The sequence below is a fragment of the Streptomyces sp. NPDC001941 genome (genome assembly GCF_040296945.1).
Taxonomy (GTDB): domain Bacteria; phylum Actinomycetota; class Actinomycetes; order Streptomycetales; family Streptomycetaceae; genus Streptomyces.
In genome coordinates this window covers 16,411-35,824 of record NZ_JBEOYE010000038.1, presented here as the reverse complement: position 1 = coordinate 35,824, position 19,414 = coordinate 16,411, and the positions used below count along the sequence as shown (strand labels likewise).

23 protein-coding genes are annotated in these 19,414 nt (G+C 70.9%); 20 read left to right on the top strand and 3 right to left on the bottom strand.

Features of this window, described 5'->3' with window-relative positions; translation table 11 throughout:
- Positions 1 to 77: 77 nt before the first annotated feature.
- The 19 genes from ABT160_RS24350 to ABT160_RS24260 all read left to right on the top strand — a co-directional run bounded on the left by ABT160_RS24350 (position 78) and on the right by ABT160_RS24260 (position 13,091).
- Entirely contained in the window at positions 78 to 563 is a 486-nt protein-coding gene (locus ABT160_RS24350; protein ID WP_351649889.1) for a hypothetical protein, read from the top strand.
- On the top strand, positions 560 to 802 hold the full coding sequence (locus tag ABT160_RS24345) for a hypothetical protein (RefSeq protein WP_351649888.1): 243 nt from the start codon (positions 560 to 562) through the stop codon (positions 800 to 802). The genes ABT160_RS24350 and ABT160_RS24345 overlap by 4 nt, the downstream gene beginning before the upstream one ends.
- A 588-nt stretch (positions 803 to 1,390) precedes the next feature.
- Positions 1,391 to 3,577: a hypothetical protein gene (locus ABT160_RS24340; RefSeq protein WP_351649887.1), complete on the top strand. Its 2,187-nt coding sequence runs from the start codon at positions 1,391 to 1,393 to the stop codon at positions 3,575 to 3,577.
- A 19-nt stretch (positions 3,578 to 3,596) separates the two neighbouring features.
- Positions 3,597 to 4,010, top strand: a complete 414-nt coding sequence (locus tag ABT160_RS24335; RefSeq protein WP_351649886.1) for a conjugal transfer protein TraB — start codon at positions 3,597 to 3,599, stop codon at positions 4,008 to 4,010.
- Between the two features lie 83 nt (positions 4,011 to 4,093).
- Positions 4,094 to 6,205, top strand: a complete 2,112-nt coding sequence (locus tag ABT160_RS24330) for a chromosome segregation protein ParM (RefSeq protein WP_351649885.1) — start codon at positions 4,094 to 4,096, stop codon at positions 6,203 to 6,205.
- 103 nt (positions 6,206 to 6,308) lie between these two features.
- Entirely contained in the window at positions 6,309 to 6,467 is a 159-nt protein-coding gene (locus tag ABT160_RS24325; protein ID WP_351649884.1) for a hypothetical protein, read from the top strand.
- 88 nt (positions 6,468 to 6,555) lie between these two features.
- Positions 6,556 to 7,089, top strand: coding sequence for a DUF6197 family protein (locus tag ABT160_RS24320; protein ID WP_351649883.1), 534 nt, complete (start codon positions 6,556 to 6,558; stop codon positions 7,087 to 7,089).
- Positions 7,090 to 7,196: 107 nt separating this feature from the next.
- Positions 7,197 to 7,436 (top strand): hypothetical protein, encoded by a 240-nt coding sequence (locus tag ABT160_RS24315; protein WP_351649882.1) that lies wholly within the window; start codon positions 7,197 to 7,199, stop codon positions 7,434 to 7,436.
- Positions 7,437 to 7,730: 294 nt separating this feature from the next.
- Entirely contained in the window at positions 7,731 to 8,192 is a 462-nt protein-coding gene (locus ABT160_RS24310) for an RRQRL motif-containing zinc-binding protein (RefSeq protein WP_351649881.1), read from the top strand.
- Between the two features lie 28 nt (positions 8,193 to 8,220).
- The gene (locus ABT160_RS24305) at positions 8,221 to 8,535 is read left to right on the top strand and encodes a hypothetical protein (RefSeq protein ID WP_351649880.1); all 315 of its coding nucleotides are present in this window, start codon (positions 8,221 to 8,223) and stop codon (positions 8,533 to 8,535) included.
- Between the two features lie 124 nt (positions 8,536 to 8,659).
- Entirely contained in the window at positions 8,660 to 9,244 is a 585-nt protein-coding gene (locus tag ABT160_RS24300; protein WP_351649879.1) for a hypothetical protein, read from the top strand.
- Positions 9,245 to 9,321: 77 nt separating this feature from the next.
- On the top strand, positions 9,322 to 9,621 hold the full coding sequence (locus tag ABT160_RS24295; RefSeq protein WP_351649878.1) for a hypothetical protein: 300 nt from the start codon (positions 9,322 to 9,324) through the stop codon (positions 9,619 to 9,621).
- Positions 9,622 to 9,727: 106 nt separating this feature from the next.
- Positions 9,728 to 10,009 carry a hypothetical protein gene (locus tag ABT160_RS24290; protein ID WP_351649877.1) on the top strand — a complete coding sequence of 94 codons (282 nt, stop codon included), beginning with the start codon at positions 9,728 to 9,730 and terminating at the stop codon, positions 10,007 to 10,009.
- A 74-nt stretch (positions 10,010 to 10,083) separates the two neighbouring features.
- Positions 10,084 to 10,689: an Lsr2 family DNA-binding protein gene (locus ABT160_RS24285; RefSeq protein ID WP_351649876.1), complete on the top strand. Its 606-nt coding sequence runs from the start codon at positions 10,084 to 10,086 to the stop codon at positions 10,687 to 10,689.
- A complete protein-coding gene (locus ABT160_RS24280) occupies positions 10,689 to 11,189 on the top strand; it encodes a hypothetical protein (protein ID WP_351649875.1) in 501 nt (166 codons plus the stop codon). The genes ABT160_RS24285 and ABT160_RS24280 overlap by 1 nt, the downstream gene beginning before the upstream one ends.
- On the top strand, positions 11,186 to 11,368 hold the full coding sequence (locus ABT160_RS24275) for a DUF8839 family protein (protein ID WP_351649874.1): 183 nt from the start codon (positions 11,186 to 11,188) through the stop codon (positions 11,366 to 11,368). The genes ABT160_RS24280 and ABT160_RS24275 overlap by 4 nt, the downstream gene beginning before the upstream one ends.
- An 81-nt stretch (positions 11,369 to 11,449) precedes the next feature.
- Positions 11,450 to 11,887, top strand: coding sequence for a RapZ C-terminal domain-containing protein (locus ABT160_RS24270; RefSeq protein ID WP_351649873.1), 438 nt, complete (start codon positions 11,450 to 11,452; stop codon positions 11,885 to 11,887).
- Positions 11,884 to 12,564 carry a hypothetical protein gene (locus ABT160_RS24265; RefSeq protein WP_351649872.1) on the top strand — a complete coding sequence of 227 codons (681 nt, stop codon included), beginning with the start codon at positions 11,884 to 11,886 and terminating at the stop codon, positions 12,562 to 12,564. The genes ABT160_RS24270 and ABT160_RS24265 overlap by 4 nt, the downstream gene beginning before the upstream one ends.
- A complete protein-coding gene (locus tag ABT160_RS24260) occupies positions 12,561 to 13,091 on the top strand; it encodes a hypothetical protein (protein WP_351649871.1) in 531 nt (176 codons plus the stop codon). Before ABT160_RS24265 ends, ABT160_RS24260 begins: the two co-directional genes overlap by 4 nt.
- A gap of 80 nt (positions 13,092 to 13,171) precedes the next feature.
- Here ABT160_RS24260 and ABT160_RS24255 read toward each other — a convergent pair whose 3' ends face one another.
- From ABT160_RS24255 to ABT160_RS24245, 3 genes are all read right to left on the bottom strand, one after another.
- Positions 13,172 to 14,161 (bottom strand): ParB/RepB/Spo0J family partition protein, encoded by a 990-nt coding sequence (locus ABT160_RS24255; RefSeq protein WP_351649870.1) that lies wholly within the window; start codon positions 14,159 to 14,161, stop codon positions 13,172 to 13,174.
- Positions 14,161 to 14,874 (bottom strand): ParA family protein, encoded by a 714-nt coding sequence (locus tag ABT160_RS24250; RefSeq protein ID WP_351649869.1) that lies wholly within the window; start codon positions 14,872 to 14,874, stop codon positions 14,161 to 14,163. The genes ABT160_RS24255 and ABT160_RS24250 overlap by 1 nt, the downstream gene beginning before the upstream one ends.
- Before the next feature lie 260 nt (positions 14,875 to 15,134).
- Positions 15,135 to 16,856, bottom strand: coding sequence for a hypothetical protein (locus tag ABT160_RS24245; protein ID WP_351649868.1), 1,722 nt, complete (start codon positions 16,854 to 16,856; stop codon positions 15,135 to 15,137).
- Between the two features lie 645 nt (positions 16,857 to 17,501).
- On the opposite strand from ABT160_RS24245, the gene mobF reads away from it, so the two are divergent.
- On the top strand, positions 17,502 to 19,406 hold the full coding sequence (gene mobF / locus ABT160_RS24240) for a MobF family relaxase (RefSeq protein WP_351649867.1): 1,905 nt from the start codon (positions 17,502 to 17,504) through the stop codon (positions 19,404 to 19,406).
- Positions 19,407 to 19,414 lie beyond the last annotated feature (8 nt).

Below are 19,414 nucleotides of genomic sequence, written 5' to 3'. Positions count from 1 at the left end.
TCCGATCACCACCCCGCGCAACAGCCTCGGGGACGGACGCCCTCTCCCCAATCCCCGAGACCTGGAGGTCTTCCCGAATGAACAGCAACGACCCGAACTACTCCCCCCTGCGCGACGTGGCGCAGAGCCCGGAGGCAACCGCGCGGTACCTGGCCGACGTTCAGCGGGTCCTGCTGGACATCGGCAGCAACCTGGAGACCCTCGCGCTCGAGACCCGCGTGCACCTGCGCAAGACGCACGTGGAGGGCGACCGCTTCTACCACGCACGACTGCGGGCCATGCCCGTCGAGCAGGCGCTGGCCAGCGTCCTGAACAGCCTGGAAAAGCTCACCAAGAACATGGAGAAGACCGCCTACAAAAGGCACGCCCACGACGAGAAGGCCGCGAACACGGCCCGAGAAAGGAAAGAAAAGCAGCTGGAAAAGCAGAGGAAGAAGAACCCGCGCTCGCTGCAGGCCGCTCCGGGGTCGCATCAGCAGGCTGGACATCAGCCCGTATCCGGCTATGGTGGACCCACGTCGGTATTCGACCTGCGCGGCCGAGGGAACCGGGAGTCCGCGTGAACCCCGGTGGCCGCCCGCTCACGAAATCCGAACGCAAGCAGTTCAACCGGGCCCAGCATGAGCAGAAAATCAAAATGCAGCTCGTTGCGGAACACGGCCCGGAGCTCGGTAATTTCTACTACTGGCTGAGGCTGATGAACATTCGCGGCACCCAGGCATTCCGGACCGGGGACGTGCAGTTCATCCGCGATGTCGCGCTCGCGCTGGAGAACGTCTACCGCAAGCACCAGCGCCGCTAGTCCAGCATCGGGCCGCTTCGCCCGCACCCCGATGAAGGGGCCGTCCCGTAGCGCGGGGCGGCCCCTTCGGTGGTCCCATCGCGTGCCGCGCGTGACGCGTGCCGCGCGTGCCGTGCGCGCGTGTACGCGAGGCGACGGCCGACTGTCAAGCACGGACGGGAGGGTCGCATGTCGGATGACGGCGACAGCAATGTGCTCCATCTCCCCGCTCGGGACACGGATTCCGGCACCGTTCCGGAAGCCCCCGACGCCGGGAGTTATTTCTACACCGAACCCCCAGAAACACCGGCAATAAATACTGCTGACCCGCAGGCGGCAGGCTCTCTCACTGTGCCGTCCGCACCGGATCCCGCGATGTCCCTGCGCTCCGAAGGAATTCAGGGGTCGCCGGAAGGCGCGGATGGCGACGAAGGAGATGATGATGAATATGAATTGCCGCGCTCGTTGGCCGACCGGCTGGGAGACTGGATTGAGTTCCGGCTGGAAAGGGCGCGGGACCGGATGGCGGGTGAGGCGCCTCTGCGTGAGGCGGACATCGCCCGGAAAGTCGCCCTGATAGAGGCGCATACGGCGCAGGAAGTCGGCCTCATGGAGGCCAATGCCAAAATGCGCCAGGCCCTGGTGAAGGGAAAGGGCGACAAGGCGGCGGCCCGGGAGAAGGCGTCCGCGTCCGGCCTTGGTGCGGACAAGGGCCGTACGAAGTCCCCTACCGGCGGTGGCGGTTCACGCGGAGGCGGCGGAGGCGGTTCCCGGGGCGGATCGGGTACCGGCCCCGGAGGGAGCCGTCCTGGCGGCGGCAACCGCCCAGGAGGCTCCGCCAACCACACCAAGACCCCCGGGAAGGGTCCTGAACGGGGCACAGGCGGCCAGGGAGGCGGCGGCGGGCGGAACACTCCATCCGCCCCCGGCAAAGGCCCGCAGAACGGCTCCAGCGGCCTGGGCCGCGGGGGTGGCAAACTCCCGGCCGGGCACGGCAGTTCAGGCAACAACGGTGCCCCCGGCAAACCCCTCCCCCACACCCGGGGCGAGCGGCTGGGCGCCCGCCAGGCTGCCCGGCAGGAGCGCCGGGCAGCCCGGCAGCAGGCGGGCCTGGCCGACCGCAGCGCGGACCGCGCACAACGCCGAGGCCAGCGCCAGACCCAGTGGGACAAGCGCCAGAGCGACCGAAGCGACCGCGACGCCCACAAGCAGCAGCAGCGACAGCAGCGGGCCGCCGAGCGGAAGAAAGCGAAGGAGACCAAGTCCGCGACGGCCGCCGCGAGCGGGCGGGTCACCCTGGGCGAGGCCCTCGCCCGAGAGGCCGAGCGCCGCTGGGACAGGCGGCGCGCGGAGCAACTCGCCAAGAATCCCCCGCCCAAAAACAGCAACACGAAGACCATGCCGCTGGCGGGCCCGGCCGCCACCAAGCCCGGCGCCGGGACCTGGAAGAACGCGAAACCTCTGAGCGGCAAGACCCCGGTGAACAGCACCAAGAACGTGAAGAACCCGCCGCCCGCGGCCACCGGCACCGCGGGCACGGCGGCCCCGGCTAAGCCCCATCCCGCACCCCACCCCGGAGCCACCCCGTCCGCCGGCCCGCCCCGCACGCCCGCGCCGGCCAAGGCCCCGCCCCCGCCGGCCAAGGCTCCGCCCGCGGCGGCAAAACCCGGCCCCACCCCGGCGAAGCCGACGGACGGGTGGAAGAACAAAGCCGCTTTCACCAAGGCCAAGGCGGCGCAGGACCTGGCCGATGCCCTGGCCCACAAGCTCGCGCCCAAGCCCGCTCCAGACCCGGTCACGAAGGACACCGGCAAGAGCACCACGAGCGCCGGAGCGGCCGCCCGGTCGGCGGCTGAGCAGCAGGCGTTGAACCAGCAGTGGCTCATCGACGCGCTGCGCGCCCACGAAGCTGCCTGGAACGTGTTCGGGGAACCGCCGCGTACGGCACGCACAGCCCGGACCAAGGCCAAGGGCAAGCGCCCGCACCGCGACACCGGCGCTGCCCAGGCCACGCAGGCGGCCGGTGACACCAGGGGCACCCAGAAGGCCGGTGAGCAGCAGGACCCGGACGCGGCGGGCTGGTTCGACGCCTGGCTGGATCACCTCCGTGATCTGCGCGAGGAGCGCCGGGAACGCTCCCGCGCCCGGCACGCACGATTCAGTGCCGCGCCCGCGGATGCGGCCGAGCCCCGGCAGTGGGCGGACATCCCCGACCACCACGCCCGCCCGCCCCGCCGCGCCCAGACCACGCAGGACATCGTCGACGCGGTCCTCATCGAGGACACCGAGAACACCGGCGGCCCGGCCGCCAGCACCCCGGGCCCCTGCGGGTACCCCCGCCGTCCCCAGACCCCCACCAAGGAGGCCCCTATGGGCGCAGACGTCCATACCGCTTCGCCCCAGGCCGGGATGACGGCCCAGCACCGCACCAACGTCACCTTCGACGAGTACCTGGTCGACATCACCAACATCGCGCTGGCCGCCGGGCTGGACAAGGACCGCGCGGCGGAACTCGCCGTCGCGCTCGGCAAGGTCGCCACCGCGCTTCGCGAGATCGCCGGTGACCTCATCGGCGACCACAACATCTCCCCCAAGGTCGTCGACCGCGTCACGGACCTGGCCGACTCCGCCGCCCGGATGCGCCAGAGCGCCGAGCGCTGCGCCACCGAGTGCGAGATCGCCTCCCAGGCAGCGCAGCTCGCGGCCCTGTCAGTGGCCCGCGTCTACGGCGAGGACCTCCAGGCCATGGACGACGCCGGCCTGGCCCAGGCCTCCTCCGCCGCCCACCACGACTAGAAGGCGAGCACCCCCTTTCATGAGCAAGCCCGCACCGCAGAGCAGCACGGCGGCCGTGACCGCCGACGACAACAACCGCTATAAGGCGCTGCAGCACAAGCTGAAGACGCTGGCCACCACCATGGACATGGCCGGGGACGAGCTCCAGACGCTGCTGCGCAACATGCGCGCCAACGCCGACCGGGCGGCGACCCTCGCAGCCCACATCGCCCACGCCGAACTCGACAAGAAGTTCGTGGAGATGACCAACCAGGTCTCCCTTGCCCTGGGTGGCGCCGCCGTGGAAGTACGCAAGCTCCACGAAGAGGCCCAGGAAGTCACCGGCCTCGCCCACGGCGCCCAGCGCACCCACGCCCAGCTGTACGAGGGCCTGGACACCATCCGCTCCGGCCGCCCGGAGCGCACGCCCAAGCCGGGCTTCTTCGTCCACTAGCTCCCGGCCCCGCCGAACTGCTGATGGGCGGTCGCGCCACCGACGGCCGGCCGCCCATCGCCCTCTCCCGAAGGGAACACCCCGTGTCCGTGCCGCGCAGCGTCGCCCTGGAGCGCACCCTCTACACCCTGGCCGCCCCGGTCCTGGCCGCGGCCCCGAACCTGCACCCCGACAGCCCCGTCAACGCCGTCGTACAGCTGGCGGGCGTCGCCGGCGTCGGCGGCTGGTTCCTCGCCTGCAAGAGCGATCAGCTCGGCGCCGGACGCAAGATCTTGCGGTGGGCGCCGCTGGTCCTGGCGGCCGCCGTCGACGTTGCCGCCGGGCACACGAGCGGCTGGGGGCCGTGGGGCCTGGACGCGCTCCTGGCCGGCGGCTGGGCGGCAGCGGGGATGCTGGTGCTGCCGTTCTCCCGGCATACCCGCGCCCACCACCGTCCCGCTCTGGCCACCCCGCTCCCTGACCCGCTCGAACTGGAGCCCTTCGTCGAGCAGGAGTCCGCCTGGCAGCCGGACGACGGCGCGGACGCCTTCACGCGCAGCGTGCGCCAGCTGTGGGAGAACCGCGGCATGCCCGGCCGCACCCTCGTCATCTCCGCCACCCCGCACGAGGGCATGCCCAACGACCTGGAGATGGTGCTGCGCGCCAGCGAGCCCGGCCGTCCCATCACCGGCCTCACGGTCGAAGGGGTCGCGGCCGCGTTCGGTGTCGACGTCAGCGACGTGCAGATCAGGGAGGTGGCCCGCCAGTACGGCCGCGAGGGCGGCCCCGGCTGGAAGGAAGTCCACGTCACCCCCGACCGCAACGAATGGCGCCGCACCAAGACGCCCACGACACAGGAGTGGTGGGCTGACCGGATCGGCTGCGAGAACGGCCCCGTAGCCGCCTCGGTCCTGCTCAAGAAGGTCCGCGATGCCGAGCGCGAGGTCACTCACTACATCGCCCGCGTCCCCGACGAGCGAGGCGAACCCCAGGTGAACCTCGACGCCCTCGCCGCCGCGCTGGCGACGAAGTACGACGAGGGGCGGCTGTTCGTCACCCGCGACGGCGCCGATGTGCTGGTCTCCCTGTGGGACGCCAGCCCCCTGGCACGCACGTTCCCCGCCAGCCGGGAACTGCTGACCCCGGACGCGGACGGCCGCTGGGTGACCGGCTACCTCGGCAACGGCCAGCCCGCCCGCAACCGCGTCTACACCGACCGCGGCGCCGCCCACGGCCTGTTCGTCGCCCCCTCCGGCGGCGGCAAGACCCAGCTCATGGGCCTCCACGTCGCTGCCGACGCCTTGTTCGGCGCGGTGGTGTGGCTGGCCGCCGAAGCCCCGGACGAGAAGGCCGCCAAGCTCGGTGCCTACACCGACCGCTACGGCATCGGCGCCCTGTACATGCTCCGGCTGCTGCGGGCCCTGAACGCGCTGATGGAGATCCGCGGCGCGATGGTCTGGGACGACGGTCTGGTCCACGACTGGAACCCCACACTGCCGGGCTGCCCGTACCGGATGCTGTCCGCCTACCTCGACGAGTTCCTCTCCGCCGCCCGCCATGGCCTGTACGGCACAGAGATCATGGATCTCGCCGAGACGGTGTCGGTCAAGGGCCGCAAGTACGGCGTCGGCCTTAAGGTCGCGGGCCAGTCCATCTACGTGCAGGACGGGTTCACCCAGCTGCTGTGCGAGAACCTGCGGGAGAACTGCATCCCGGTCGTCCTCAAGGTCGCCCCCAAGAAGATCAGTGACATGTTCAAGGCCCTCGGTATCCCGCCGGAGAACACCCCCGGCCCGCTGCCCCGCTCGTTCTCGCCCGAGGAAGCAGGACGCATCGCGCGGGTCATGCGCGGGGAGCCCGAACCGCCCGCCAGCTCCGACACCGGCGGCGCCGGCTGGATCGTCGAAGCCAAACACCCCGAAGTCCTGCGCACCCTCTACATGAACTTCAACAAGAGCCTCGACGACTACTTCCCCGACATCACCGCCACCCTGAGCGACCACGAGATCCGCGAGCTCAAGACGCGGGACCTGTGGTTCGACTGGACCCTGCCGCCTCAGCCCGGCGAGTTCGGCCCCGAGCCCGACGACGAGGACGAAGAGAGTCCCAAGCGCAGCGGGCGCCGAGCCAAGACAGGAGCGCCCGCTGCCAGGAGGGACACGGTCAGCTCACCCCGCCAGGCCCTGGAAGCCCTCAAGCACCTCTCCCGCACCTGACCGCCGGAACTCCGCACACCCCGCCGCAGCCGGCAGAACCCGTGCGCACCACCGCGCCGGTGGCGCATCCTGATCCGCAGGGCTGAACACCTGGGGGGTCACGATGGGCGTCGCGCACCTGCACTACGACTGCTGGAACTGCGGCGAGGAAAACGTCATCGAAGGCGACAGCTGCACCTGCTGCGACCGCATCGACAACATCCCCTACGAATGGGACTGCTGGTACTGCGGCGCCACCAACGCCACCCCCGACCTCGACTGACACCCACCCACTCACTGCACTGCACCAGGGGCGCCACCGGACACCCGGCGGCGCCCCTGCGCGTGCGCGCCCGCCACCAGGAGCCGCGATGCCCTACGCCCCGCCCTCCCCCGCACCTACCAGCGCAACCACGCCCACCACGGCACTGACCCTCGAAGAACGCCTCGCCCTGGTCAACACAGCGATGAACGCGCGGCTGGACGAAGCAGCCGTCGCCCACGAGGTCAACATCGCCCACATCCCCATTGACCCCTTCGACCTCGCCGACATCATCACCTCCCCCATCCCCAGCACCCCGGCCGCTCCCCCCGCTCCGTACGCCACCCCGGCCGCCGCGCTCCTGCAGCGCGCCCACCATCAGCTGCTGACCGGCGGATGGTGCACCGGCGCCCTGGTCAACGCCGACGGGGCCCACTGCATGCTCGGCGCCATCCGCGCCGAAGCCGGGGTCGACCACCGCGCCGAGAGCACCGCGATCGGCGTGCTCCTGGACGTCCTGCACCGCACGTTCGGCCACGCTGCGGTCTCCCTCCCGGCGTGCAACGACGCCCACAGCAGCGCTCGCGTCCCACTGCGCCTGCTCGGCCAGGCCGCCGCCCTCGCAGACGCCCGCGGCCTCTGACCGCACCCCGACCGGGCCCTGTGCCCGCACCCGACGCGCGGTTCGCGCTTCGGGCGCGAGCCAGGCCGCCCGGCCCCGCCCGCACCTCCCACAGCCAAGGAGCTCCTGTGACGCAAGCCCCGAAAGTCATCGGCGTACTCACCGAACCGGCACCGGCCAGCTGGTGGCGCCGCAACCGTCACCGCGTCTACCTCGCCCTCGGCCTGTGGGCCGGATGGCAACTGTGCACCCACCTCCCCGGCCAGGCCGCCACCCCCACACCCCGCCCCGCCTACAACGGCCCGGCCACACCCGGACCCGACAGCAGCGTCAAGCCCCTCCCCCAACCCACCTCCCACACCCGGTGAACCTGATGAGCCAGCTGCGCTGAGCGGTCGCCCCGCCCGGCCACCAGCGCCCCGCCCCACCAGGCGGCGGCACTGGTGACCGGGCAGGCCCACCGGACCGCACACCGCGCTCCCACCCGCCCAGGCGCCCCGACACCCGAGGCGGCGGGGCGAGGCATGTCCGCCCGACAACCAGAAGGACTCACTCGTGCTCATTCCCCGTCCCCGCCGCCGCATCGGACGGCCCCGCCCGCAGCGCCCCGGCCCCCGCTACCCGCAGCGCCCCGCCCGGCTTCCTGGTACCTGGAGCCGGTGATGCCGCGCCCTCGGAAGAAGCGGCGCCGCGAGCTCAAGAAGGTGCCGCGCAGCACCGCGACGCTGAAGGAGTTCGACCGGCGCTCCTGTCCCGAGGGCCTGGTGACCAGACGCCAGCTGCGCGAGCGGGGCCTGTGCCCCGGCGGGCACGGCCCGGTCGCGGTCCTGCGCTGCAAGTACTGCGCGTACCGGCCCGACCAGTCGTGCAACCACCCCACCCGGGCCTGGCTTTACGACGTAAAGAACGCCCGGCCGAAGCGGACGCCGACGATGGCGCAGGAATGGGCGCTGGACAGGGCGATGGCCGCGAGGTCCACCTGCCCGCGGTGCCTACGCCGGTACTACTTCTGCCTCCCGCTGCGCACCCAGGGCTGCTGTGACCCCTGCGCCCGCGGCTACGAGCCCAGCCCCGACACCTACTTCGCCTCCACGGCCCCGGTCATCCACCGGCTGGCCGCCTGATCAACGAACCCCTCGAAGGAGAGTCACCGTGGCTCGTCCACCCCTTCGCCCGGCCCTGCCCCCGCGCGCCCGCACCGCCGTACTGGGTGCGGCCGCCGCGCTCATCACGGTCGCCGCGGCCGCCGTCCTCGAGTCCGGCCGCTGGCAGTTCTACGCCGACCGCCACCGCCTCGCGCTCACGCCCCGGCCCCGCCGCTCCTGCCCCGACTGCCAAGGCGCGGGCGGCTGCTGGATCGGCGGACCGTTCCCGGAGATGGAGGCCTGCGACTGCTGGACGAACCGGCGCGAGCTGTACATCCGGCTCCTGCCCGTCCCGGTCTGGCAGCTCGAACCGCCGTTCTGAACGACCTCCGCCCCGGCCTGTGGCCGGGGCGGAGCCCGCTCACGGGGCCGACTGCAGCATCGGCAAGAGGTCGGCCGCCCCGCTTCTCTTCCACCCGGAAATCCGAGATCAGGAGAACCCCAGCATGCCTCGTCTGTTCCTCAGCACCGAGCGCCTAGCCCTCTTCGGCACCCTGCTGGCCACCTTCGGCGAGCTGCACCCTGCCTGCGACCACTGGGTCCAGGGCAGCAAGACGGCCTCGCGGAAGCGGCTCTACGGCGACGACCTGGTCCACGCCGACGGCTCCCCCGCCACCGCGGACTCCACCCGCCCGACCATGACCACGACCACCCTCGGCAGGCGCGCGGTCGCCTCCCACGTCGCTTCGTACACCGCCGTGCAGCTCGCCGCGACCCTCGCGATCACCCGGGCGTTCGGCTACCGCGTCACGCCGACCGCGCTGCTCGCCGGCGCGGCCATCAACGCCTCGACGCATGCTGCGATCGACCGCGGAGCCCTTCTGCTGTGGCTGGCGAAGAAGACCAAGAAGACCGGCTACATCGATCACTGCCAGGCGGTCCGCCTCGACGACGAAGGCGCGGTCACCAAGGAGATCACCGGACCGGGCAGCGCATGGATGGAGCTGGATGCCGCTCTGCACCGCGCGATCGGCGTCGGCGCCGCAGCCATCACCGTCTGGCTGACCACCCGCCCCGGTTCCCGCCGGTGACTCGTACCCGACTGGACCGCTACCGGGCAACGGCCCGGTGACGCACCAACCCAGCCCACAGGAAGGGTCCACACGCTATGCCGTTCCACGTGATCTACGAGGTCGACGTCCCGATACACCGCAGCGACGACCCGGACCAGCGGGGCCTGCACGTGTTCACCGGGGAAGCCGACTCCCCCACCACCGCACTGCAGTTCGCGCACGCCGCATACGACGCCGCACTCACCGGACACACCTCACCCGTGCCCAACGGAGAGCCGAGCGGGTGGCGGGTGAGGGGTGCGCGGCCCGGCTGGGACCTGGAGTGGGACGCGGCGACCGTCACCCCGTGGCACAACCCGCACGGCTGGATGACCCGCAGCCCGATCCCCCTGTAGATGCGCCCCGGGACAGCCGCTCTGCTTGCCGGCTTCGTCGGCTGTCCCGGGCCTACCCAACCCGTACGAGACGAGAGGGCACGTCCAGTATGACCACGAGCCCGCCGTGAGCGACCGCGCTCGCACGAAACAGTCCGTGGAGCCGGGCCTGGTGCCCCGGCCCGGAGAACTCCTGAACTGGCGTGCCAGCCTGCACTACGACCGCCGGGACAACTTCCCCTGCACCCTGTGCAAGCGGCTCACGCCGATGCGCTCCCACTCCGGAGAGCCCGTCCACAAAGCCTGCGCCGAGGACTGGATCACCACCCACCCCGAAGAGGCCCGGCGCACCGGCCGGTTCACCTCTGACGCCCAGCCCCGCACCCGCACCGATCACGACCACGCCTGACCGCACACCCACGCCCGAGCCCGGCACCACGCCGTGCCCGGGCGTGGGCGTTCACCCCTACCTTGGAGAAGCAGATGTCCGTCGACGCCTTCATAGCCACAGCCGCGTCCATGCTCCGCAACGGCGACGACCCCGAGTCCGTGCGCACCACCCTGGGCCTGTCCGCCGAGGAGCTCGACCAGGCTCGCGCATTCACCGAGCCCACCACTCCCGAAGCACCGAAGCCCACGGAGCCCACCGCGACTTCGCGGCCCGCCCTCAAGGGCGTCCAGGCGCTCCTGGTGTGGGCCGAGGAGCACGCGGCGGCCGGCATCCGGGGCCGCGCCGCCCGCATCCGCAGCGACCTGGCCGACCTCGAGGCCCGCCGCGCCGTCGACCTGGCACAGCAGCAGGCCGAACAGCGCGTCGCCCAGGCCCGCGCCGACCTCGAGGCCGCCCAGGCGGAACTGCGCGAGCTCAAAGCCCAGCCCCGCACCCAGGCGACCCCCGCCGCGCGCGAACTCGCGGCCGCCAGCAGCCGCACGTGCCCCCGCAGCCCGCAGGAGCTGGCCGCGGTGCGGGCCTGGGCCCGCGCCCACGGCCACCAGGTCGCCGACCGCGGCCTGGTCGCCAAGCAGGTCCTGGCCGCCTACGACCACGCCCACCCCCACACCACGCCCAGCCTGAAGGAGGCCTCGTAATGGAGCTCGCGCCACACGTCGTGGACGGCTACGTCGACGCCGCCCCCATACCCGGACCCCACGGCAGCGCCCGCTTCCAGCTGGTCCTCTCCCCCACCGACGGCAGCACCAGCACCGACATGAGCCTCGCCCCGGACCAACTGGCCGCGGTGGAAGAGGTGCTGGACTGCACGGCCGTCGAGCCGCGTGTCGCCGAGGTGCTGCTGAGCGCGGTCCAGCCCGGCGACCTGATCCGGGCCACCGGCACCCTGCTCTACCCCCAGCAACCTGACGGGACCGTCCAGCTCGTCATCACCGCCCTGGAACTCCTCGCCGCAGCGCCGGTGGGCGAGGCCTACGACCTGGTCCTGGAGTGCTACGGCCCCTACGTGATCGCGTTCAGCGCCGAGCAGGACAACGTCCCCGTGTGGCAGCGCGACGGGACCTGGGTCGGACAAGCCACCAGCGCCGAGACCATCGGCGCCCTCATCGACGCCTACGAGAACGGCAGCCCCCGATGACCACAGCCACCCCCGCACCCGCGCAACGCACCGTCCTGGAGCGGTTCCCCGCCGGTCACCCCCGCGGCTCCTGGCCCGCCGACGACTACGCCGCCACCCAGCGCGCCCAGGGCACCGACGCTCACGTCGTCATGGACCTCACCACCGACGCGTTCCTCGTCGTCACCCACACCACCTAGCCCCACCCCGAATGCCCTGCCCGCCCCGGGGCGGCGCGGCACTCCGCGTCCCAGTCCCTCACCACCGAACAGGAGGCTCCCTTGCCCCCGACCCGTCTGACCTCATTCGGCTACCTGCACCTGCCCACCGGACCTGACGGCTCTACCACCCCGCCCGCCGCCGACCGGATCGAAGACGTCCGAGACCGGCTCCGCGACCCGGCAGCCGCCCGCGACATCCTCGACCTGGACGGCCTCAACCCCCGCGTCCAGGACGTCGTCCTGAACACCCCCGGCGCCCGCGAGTTACTCGCCAACCTCACCGACTACGCCAGCCTGCCCGCCGGACCCCGCCGCATCGCCATCGGCTGCGCGGGAGGGCGGCACAGGGCCAGCAGCCTCACCGAACTCCTCGCCCGCGAACTTCGCCACCGTGGCCGCGAAGTCATCGTCGAGCACCTGCATGTCCACCTGCCGCGCATTCTGACGGTCCCCGCCCACGCCCGCACCGCCAACACGGAGAAGGAGAACATCCGATGAAGCGCCTCCCGTTCCACCGGTGCGGCAACGCCGACACCCTCTCCCCCGAAGACCGGGCCACCGTCGACGAGTTCCGCGCGCTGCTCGCTGCCACCCGCCACCCACAGCCCTGGACACCCGGACGGTTCCAGGACATCGCGGTGCGCGTCGGCCCGTTCATCGAGCGCGCCCACACTCGCCCCGGCGACGACCACGGCACCGAGATGATCGCCGTGGCCCTGGTCCACCCCGACACCCCGCACGCCGCCGCCTCCCTCCACGGCCGCAAGCTCGGCTACACCGACCGGGGCTGGCTGCGCTGCAAGACCACCTCGATCCTCGGCGTCTGGCAGCAGGCGTACACGATGCTCACCCACGCCGCCGCCAACCTGCCCCTCCCCGACGACGTCGGCATGGGCCCCGCTCACTACGGTGTCCACGTCGAAGCCCACCGCCCCGACAACACCGGCTCGATCCTGCTGCGCCTGGGCCCTTACACCCAGACCTGGCTGGCCTCCCGCGACGCCGACCGCCTCAACACCGAACTGGCAGGCCGCGCCGCACTCGTCGTCCCCGGCTTCACCGTCACCGCCAAGGACGCCCTGTTCCACGTCAGCGACCACGACAGCTACTTCGCCCCGTACGGCGGTGACATCACCGAGCTCCTGGCCGACGCGATCGCCGGGGTGAGCCCGTGACCACCTCGGCGCTGTACGAGATCGAGACCAGCCAGGCCGACGACGGCACAAGGCATCCCGCCGAACAGCTCTGGACTCCCGGCGAGGACGCGACGGAGAACGGCTTCCTCACCCACCGCGGCCTGTACGTCACAGGAGTCGACGACGACAGCGCCGACCGCCCCTATCCGGTCGCGTTCCTCGTGCTCGGGCACCAGCGGTGGGCCGACATCATCGAGGCCGCCGCCGCGTTCATGGCCCGGATCCACGGCTGGCGCAACCTGCACCTGTACCCGGGCGACGACCCCTCCGTCCTCATCCCCCGCATCCCGCGCGCCGTCCACACCCACGGCGTCTTCCTACGACACCCGCACCCAGACCACAGCGACTGCGGGTGCGAATGGGACGGCACCTGGCGCATGATCTGGGTACCCGCCACCGAACCCGGCGCCATCCCGATCACCGCACTGCGGCACCCCGCCGCACCGGCGACCGCCGCAGGCATCCCCAACCCCGACGTAGGCGCGCCCGCCACCTGGGCGGGCTGACAGTCGAAGGCCCGGTTCCCTCACAGTACGGGGGAGCCGAGCCTTCTTGCGTTACTGGGCGGCGCTTTGACCGGTCAAGGTCAGCCGGTGCGAGAGGGCTCGGCCTTCGCGTTGTTCAACAGGTGCTTCACCAGCCGGGCCCGTTCCTCACGAGACATCCGGGACAACAGCACCTGCCCGGCCTCCTCGCCGTCAGTGAAGGGGAACGAGCCGAACTCCGAAGCGGGCAGACTGGCCGCCCGGGGCTCGGGGACCGACTCCCTGTGCTCGGTGTCAGTGGTTACCGCGGTAACCACCTTCGCCCGCTCCTGATCGACGCGAGGGCTAACGCTCTCGGTGGTTACCGCGGTAACCACTGGATCAGAAGCGGAGGCCGGCGGTGCGGAGGCTGGCGGGGACTGCTTCCGCAGGGCCTGAGCCTCTTTTCGGGCCTCCCGCTCTGCCTCCCACGCCGCTACCTGCTCCGCAGCGGGCACGCGAGCCAGACGGCGCGCATCCCGAACAGCCAGGTCTCCCGAGCGCAGGGCCTCCTGCATCTCCGGGGACAGCTTGAGTAGAGCGCGGCGCTGGGAGATCCAGCCGTGCGTCCAGCCGCGAGCTGCAGCCGCCTCGCGGCTGCTCGCGTACTCCGAGACGACGGCGTCTACGGCCTTGGCCTCCTCGATCACGTCGAAGTCGCGCCGGCTGACGTTCTCGTCAACGGCCGCGCCCAGGAGGTCCCCTCGCGATGCTGCGACGCTCTCGTCGTGAACGAGCAGGATGTCGCTGCGCCCGAACTTCTGGGCGGCGGCGAGACGCCGGCAGCCGTTGACGACGACGTATTTGGCGTCGCCGATTTGCTCGGCGTCCTCCGGCCACAGCGCGAGGTAGCCCTTGGCGGACACTGCCAGACACGGCTGGAGCTGTCGTGTCGCGATCGACTGCAGATCGTTCAGATCGCCCACGGTGTCGCGCGGGTTGCGGGGATTGGCCACCACCAGGTCGAGGGGAACGCCCGCAGAGGCTTCAACCGGGGCCGGGACCGCTACCGGCTTGTCGTCGACATTCGACAGATTGACCCGGCGCCCCATTAGACCTTGCCCTTCACCGGCGACTTGCGCTTCTGCTTCGGAAGCGGGCGACCGCCGATCCCGAGCTCCAGCGCGAGACGGAAGAAGTCCTCCCGCGCCTCAAGACCGATCCGGCCCTTCGGGTACTGCGTGCAGACCTGCCCCTCGGCCGCCGCACGCTCGTGGATCTTGTAGTGGCGGATGACCGTGTTCAGACGCGGCCACTCCTTGCCGTCCACGTAGTCCTGAGTCTGCTCCAGGTCGACGCGCCCGTCCCGCGGATCCCAGTCTCCGATCAGGATGCGATACGGCATGTTCCGCGGTTCCAGGACCGTCTCGATGGTGCGCCGAGTCGGCGCATACGCCATGGCGGCCGGCGGAAGCGGGACGACCACCTCATCGGTCGCATCCAGAGTCGCACTCAGGATGTGCTTGTCCTCGATGCTGCCAGGGCTGTCGACGAAGACGAACTCGTACTGGTCCAGCTTCTTAAGCCGAGCCAGTTCCTCCGGCTTGTCATCGCACTGGAGGTAGTCGAAGGGCAGCTCTTCCTCAGCCACCCGGTCCGCCCACCAAATCGTCGACGCCTGGGGGTCGGTCGAGACAACCAGCACCGAGCTCTCGCCCGCCGCTGCGCCTCCCAGGACTTCCCCTGCGATCGCGGCGAGGTTGACCGTGTTGGTCGTCTTCCCCACGCCGCCCTTCTGGTTTACGAACGCGATCACGCGTGCCATGTGGTTCTCCTACGGCCCGTACATTTCGCGGACTCTCCGGTACTCCGGGCCACGCGCCACTATCGCAGAACCCGCCCCGAACTAGAGGCCTGACGGCTCGCCACGCCGAGGGCTATGGCAAACGCCACGTCCGCAGAGTGGTTACCGCGGTAACCAGTAGGTGACGGATCAGCCCCCGACCTCGAGGCGGGTGGTTACCGCGGTAACCACCCGCCTCGGTTACGACGACCTGGCTTGCCGCCGGGCCACGACTGCAGGCTCTACAACGCGGTCATGTATGCGTGGATGGCAGCCTTGAGCGCGTCAGCGTTCCGCTGTGCCGGACCAAGTCCGTTCCGGATCTGCTCGCTCTGCTGGAGGATGACCGAGCGTTGGTGGTCAGGCATGTCGTCCAAGACGGTCCGGAAGCCGATGTGCCTGTTCCTCGCAGGGAGCCGGCCGAGAACGGTGAGCCCACGGTCGGCGAGCTCGGCGTCGACGAGGAAGTCGAACTCGTCCGCTGCATCCTGGACCTGCAGCACCAGGCCTGTCACAGGAAGATGGGCCAGCGGGATGCGCGTAAGCCGGGTGTGCAGCCACGCGACCGCCGACTCGGCGGGAGACAAGGCAACCGCGCGATGTTCGAGGACTGCCGCTCGCATGGTGGCGGTCTGTGTCGCGCGCGGGAACACGCCACACACCACGACAAGGTGATCATCGGCTAGCGGCGAGAGTCCGGCCATGGGCGGGTCGAGGTAGCTGGCTTTTACCAGGATGGTGTGGTCGAAATGCTTCCTGGCTCGGGCAAGTGCACCTGCCAATTCTCCCGAGCCATAGGCGATCCTCTCCTCGAACATGCCACCAGCCCCTGGAGACAAGCGCACTGGCCGCCAGTGGGCACTCTTGCCATGGACCACTCGAAGGATCAACGTCCGAAGCCCTTGGTAAGCCCACGCTGCTGCAAGATGGCTGGCTACCTCTGCCCTCTTCGTGTTGTCCGTGGACGGCTTGAGCAGCTGGGTGACATGCCCCAGGGGCCTCCGGCCCGACGAGACCGGAGAGGCCTGCCAGCGCAGCAGCTCCGCCAAAGAGCGTTGACGGGCAGTGTTGAGGCCTGCCGTCGGGAAGACGCCGGTGCCCGGCACTGACCGGACAAGCAGGCGCCCCGACGCGAACGTCTGGAGGCACTCTGCCTCGCCGCAGAGATGCCCATCTGTGTCGGCCGTCAGCCCCGACCCCATCACCCGCTCACCGAGGACTGCGCCCACCCTCTCGTCATGCAGCTGCTCCCCTGCTGGAACGATGCGCTCCACGGTCCAGGCAGGGCCCTCGACTTCGCTCTGCGGCCGGCACGAGATCGTCACCATGCCGCCCGTGGACAGCTCTTGCCACAGACGCACCCGGCGCAGTAGCGCACTTGCCACGTCCGGATCAGAGGCGACCAGTCCCACAGGTGCCCGCCGCTTAGCGGACGCACGTGACTTACGAAGAGGACGAGGTAGAGGATCATGTGGCGTCTCCTCCGTCCACAACGGAACGTGCTGGCGCTCTTCGATCGCTACCCGGTGCGCCGTCAGCACTGATGGAACGTCGCAGCCACGTGGCCCGAGCAGCTGCACACGTCCGCTTCCGCTCCGCCCGAGCGCGAGCCCGACACTCCTGCTCTGGGACACCGCGCGCAGGTCGATGACTCCGTGTCGCGACTTGCGCCGGTCCTTAAAGGGAAGCAACGACAGGACTGCGCTGACGGCTTCCGGCGACTCGAGCCGCAGTGTCAACCGGTCGGTCAGAGGGACCGCCTCGACCACGCCCAGGGGATGGCGTCCCTGGACATGGCCCAAGGCCTGCAAGACGTACGCTTCCAACCGCCGTTGCTCGCTGTTCCTAGCAGCTGGGATCGGTGCCGACCAGTCATCCAGCTCGCCCATGCGATGCCGTGCCCCCATGAGGGTCTCTCCCGTGAACTGCCGCCGGACATTGACGACGTACCGCTCGATGTCCATCACGCTCTCCTTCAGTGACTGCCCCGACCCGGCAGAAGGCGCGTGAAGATCCAGAACAAGAGGTGGTCTGCGCATGGAACCAAGGAGGGTTGGCCGTCGACGCCAGGGTCGGTTCACAGCGTCCGGCACTGGCCGCCTCGCACAGCCATGTGGCATCAGGAAAGCTAACGGCGAGACTGCGCCGCAACCTGAAGCCTTGAGTTTCACCCGCACGAATCAGTGGGCGCTCGCAGTTGACCCCAGCTCCGTGTCGCAGCCGACCAAGCGCAAGACTGGGACGCAGGCAGGACACAGAGAAGTGGTTACCGCGGTAACCACTTGCGCTTGACCTCATCGATCACGAAGGGTGCTCCCCGGGCCCACAGCCCGCCAAGATCCAGCTGAACTGTGCAGCGTCAGGTGCAAGGTCAACCTGTCCTATGCGCGATCAGCCGTTGCAGGACAGTCAGGGCCTCGTGCACAGGGTGGACCCCTCGTAAGAAGGGCCGTTGCGCAGCATTTGCATGGCCTGGGTGGTGCCCGTCGGGCGGTCGCGGCACCTCCGCAATGGCCCGCCGTACGGGACCGGGCGTGAAGTTCCAGTGAACCCTCCCGCCCCACGGGAGTGCGCTTTTCTGCAGCTCAGAGCCGGTGTCCCCTGTGGGGATGCTGAGTGTCGCGAAGGTTCAGACGCGGAACGCGTGGGGGTACTACGTGCTCGGGGTCGCGTACGGGGACGGCCGCCGTCCGTCCGGCCAGTCGCTGAAGGTGGTCCAAGAGCTGGCTGGTCTCCCGCCGGGACGTTGGCGGGGGCGCGGCCTGCCCTTACTCGGGCTCACCGAGGGTGCGGAGGTGTCCGAGCGGCAGATGGAGCTGGTCTTCGGGCAGGCCCGGCACCCGGATGCTGACCGGATCGAGGGGGAGCTCCTGGACGACGGCGCCGATGAGGACACCGCGTGCCGGGCGACGGTGCTGGGGCAGCCGGTCGAGGAGGTCGAGGCCCGCGGGCAGACGCCGCTGATCGCTCTGGACTTCGTCTTCCGTCCGCAGGCGTCGCTGGTCGTGTTGTGGGCACTGGGAGATGACGACACGCGCCGGGTCATCGAGCGGGCCCACGAGCGGGCTGTGGCCACGGCGCTGCGCTGGATCGAGGACGGGGTCGCCCAGACCCGGTGGGCCTCGGGCCGCAGCCGCGCGAAGACCCCGGCGCTGGTGGCCGCCGCGTACCGGCACTACGAGAACAGGGACGGCTTCCCGCTCCTGCACGAGCACGTCCTGATTCTCAACCGGGTGGAGCGCCCGGACGGCCAGTGGGGTGCGCTGGACACCCGCCGTCTCTACCAGAATGTGGTGGCCGCCGGGACGCTGTACACCCTCGCGATGACGACCGAGGTGTGCGAGGAGTTGGGTCTGGCAACCGTGCCGAGAGAGGTGACGCCGGGCCTGCGCCCCGTCATGGAGGTAGCCGGCGTCGACGCCGAGCTCATCGACTGGTCGGCCACCCGCCGCCAGCAGATCGAGGACGTCCTGGAGGGCCTGACCTACGCGTACGCGCAGCAGCACGGACGGCTGCCAGGGGAGAAGGCCCGGGAGGCCCTGGGGTGGTGGGCGGCGCAGGACACCCGCCGAGCGAAGAAGACCCCGCGCCCGCTGGCGCAGTTGCTCGCGTGGTGGAAGGCGTCCGCGCTGCTGAAGGTCGGCAGGGAGACGGTCGACGGGCTCCTCCGGCGCTGCCGCGCGGCGGGTGCGGCGATCCGGGCCCGGGTGAACCCGCACGTTGACGTCATGCTCGCCGCCGTCGACGTCGCCGCGGTCGTCTTCACCGTGCGCGGCAAGTTCGCCCGCCGCCACCTCGTGGCCGAAGCGCGCCGGCACCTGCTGGAGACCCTGCGCGGCCGCGCGTTCCCCCGCGGCCTGGACGACGACATCGCCGACCGCGCCCTGGCCGACCACGGCCGCCGCCCCACCGCCAACCAGCCCGGCCGCCGCGCCCCGGCCGCCGACCAGACCTTCTACACCGCCAACTTCCCCACGCCCGCCCCCTGGTGGATCGCCCACTGCGACGGCAAGCCGCCCCGGGAGTCCTCCCGCTATGAACGGGCCCGGATCGCCAGCCTCGCCGTACGCAACGCGATCCATACCGCCCGCACGGCGCCCCCCGAGCCGACCGACGCCCCAGCCACGCCGCCCTCGGCCACCACGCTCATCTTCGACGAGCACCATGACCCGGCGTCAGTGCCGCCTCCGCCGCCGCACGCAGTCGACCACCCCGACCGGGACGCCGACCTAACCCCGGCGCAGCAGGCCGCCGCCACCTTGGCTCACCTGCACGCCGCGATGCCCGACGAGTACCTCGCAGGCCGCACGACCGACGCGGCGACGTGGCTGCGCACGCCGAAGAACCTGGAGCGGCTCGCCGCCCTCACCCGCGCCGCCGACGCCCGCCGCCGCGCCTACGAGGAGACCGAGACCCCGGCCGCGCTCGACGCCCTGGTCGAGAACCGCCACCGGGAGCACGAGCAGCAGCACCAGCAGCACGGACACGGCCAGGACCCCAGCCGACCGCGGTGACCGTCCGG

What these genes read in the sequence shown, in the direction of transcription:
- ABT160_RS24350 (WP_351649889.1), top strand. Translation starts at nt 78, where the DNA reads ATGAACAGCAACGACCCGAACTACTCCCCCCTGCGCGACGTGGCGCAG.
- ABT160_RS24340 (WP_351649887.1), top strand. Translation starts at nt 1,391, where the DNA reads ATGGAGGCCAATGCCAAAATGCGCCAGGCCCTGGTGAAGGGAAAGGGC.
- ABT160_RS24335 (WP_351649886.1), top strand. Translation starts at nt 3,597, where the DNA reads ATGAGCAAGCCCGCACCGCAGAGCAGCACGGCGGCCGTGACCGCCGAC.
- ABT160_RS24325 (WP_351649884.1), top strand. Translation starts at nt 6,309, where the DNA reads ATGGGCGTCGCGCACCTGCACTACGACTGCTGGAACTGCGGCGAGGAA.
- ABT160_RS24320 (WP_351649883.1), top strand. Translation starts at nt 6,556, where the DNA reads ATGCCCTACGCCCCGCCCTCCCCCGCACCTACCAGCGCAACCACGCCC.
- ABT160_RS24310 (WP_351649881.1), top strand. Translation starts at nt 7,731, where the DNA reads ATGCCGCGCCCTCGGAAGAAGCGGCGCCGCGAGCTCAAGAAGGTGCCG.
- ABT160_RS24300 (WP_351649879.1), top strand. Translation starts at nt 8,660, where the DNA reads ATGCCTCGTCTGTTCCTCAGCACCGAGCGCCTAGCCCTCTTCGGCACC.
- ABT160_RS24295 (WP_351649878.1), top strand. Translation starts at nt 9,322, where the DNA reads ATGCCGTTCCACGTGATCTACGAGGTCGACGTCCCGATACACCGCAGC.
- ABT160_RS24285 (WP_351649876.1), top strand. Translation starts at nt 10,084, where the DNA reads ATGTCCGTCGACGCCTTCATAGCCACAGCCGCGTCCATGCTCCGCAAC.
- ABT160_RS24280 (WP_351649875.1), top strand. Translation starts at nt 10,689, where the DNA reads ATGGAGCTCGCGCCACACGTCGTGGACGGCTACGTCGACGCCGCCCCC.
- ABT160_RS24275 (WP_351649874.1), top strand. Translation starts at nt 11,186, where the DNA reads ATGACCACAGCCACCCCCGCACCCGCGCAACGCACCGTCCTGGAGCGG.
- ABT160_RS24265 (WP_351649872.1), top strand. Translation starts at nt 11,884, where the DNA reads ATGAAGCGCCTCCCGTTCCACCGGTGCGGCAACGCCGACACCCTCTCC.
- ABT160_RS24255 (WP_351649870.1), bottom strand. Translation starts at nt 14,161, where the DNA reads ATGGGGCGCCGGGTCAATCTGTCGAATGTCGACGACAAGCCGGTAGCG.
- ABT160_RS24250 (WP_351649869.1), bottom strand. Translation starts at nt 14,874, where the DNA reads ATGGCACGCGTGATCGCGTTCGTAAACCAGAAGGGCGGCGTGGGGAAG.
- ABT160_RS24245 (WP_351649868.1), bottom strand. Translation starts at nt 16,856, where the DNA reads ATGGACATCGAGCGGTACGTCGTCAATGTCCGGCGGCAGTTCACGGGA.
- mobF (WP_351649867.1), top strand. Translation starts at nt 17,502, where the DNA reads ATGCTGAGTGTCGCGAAGGTTCAGACGCGGAACGCGTGGGGGTACTAC.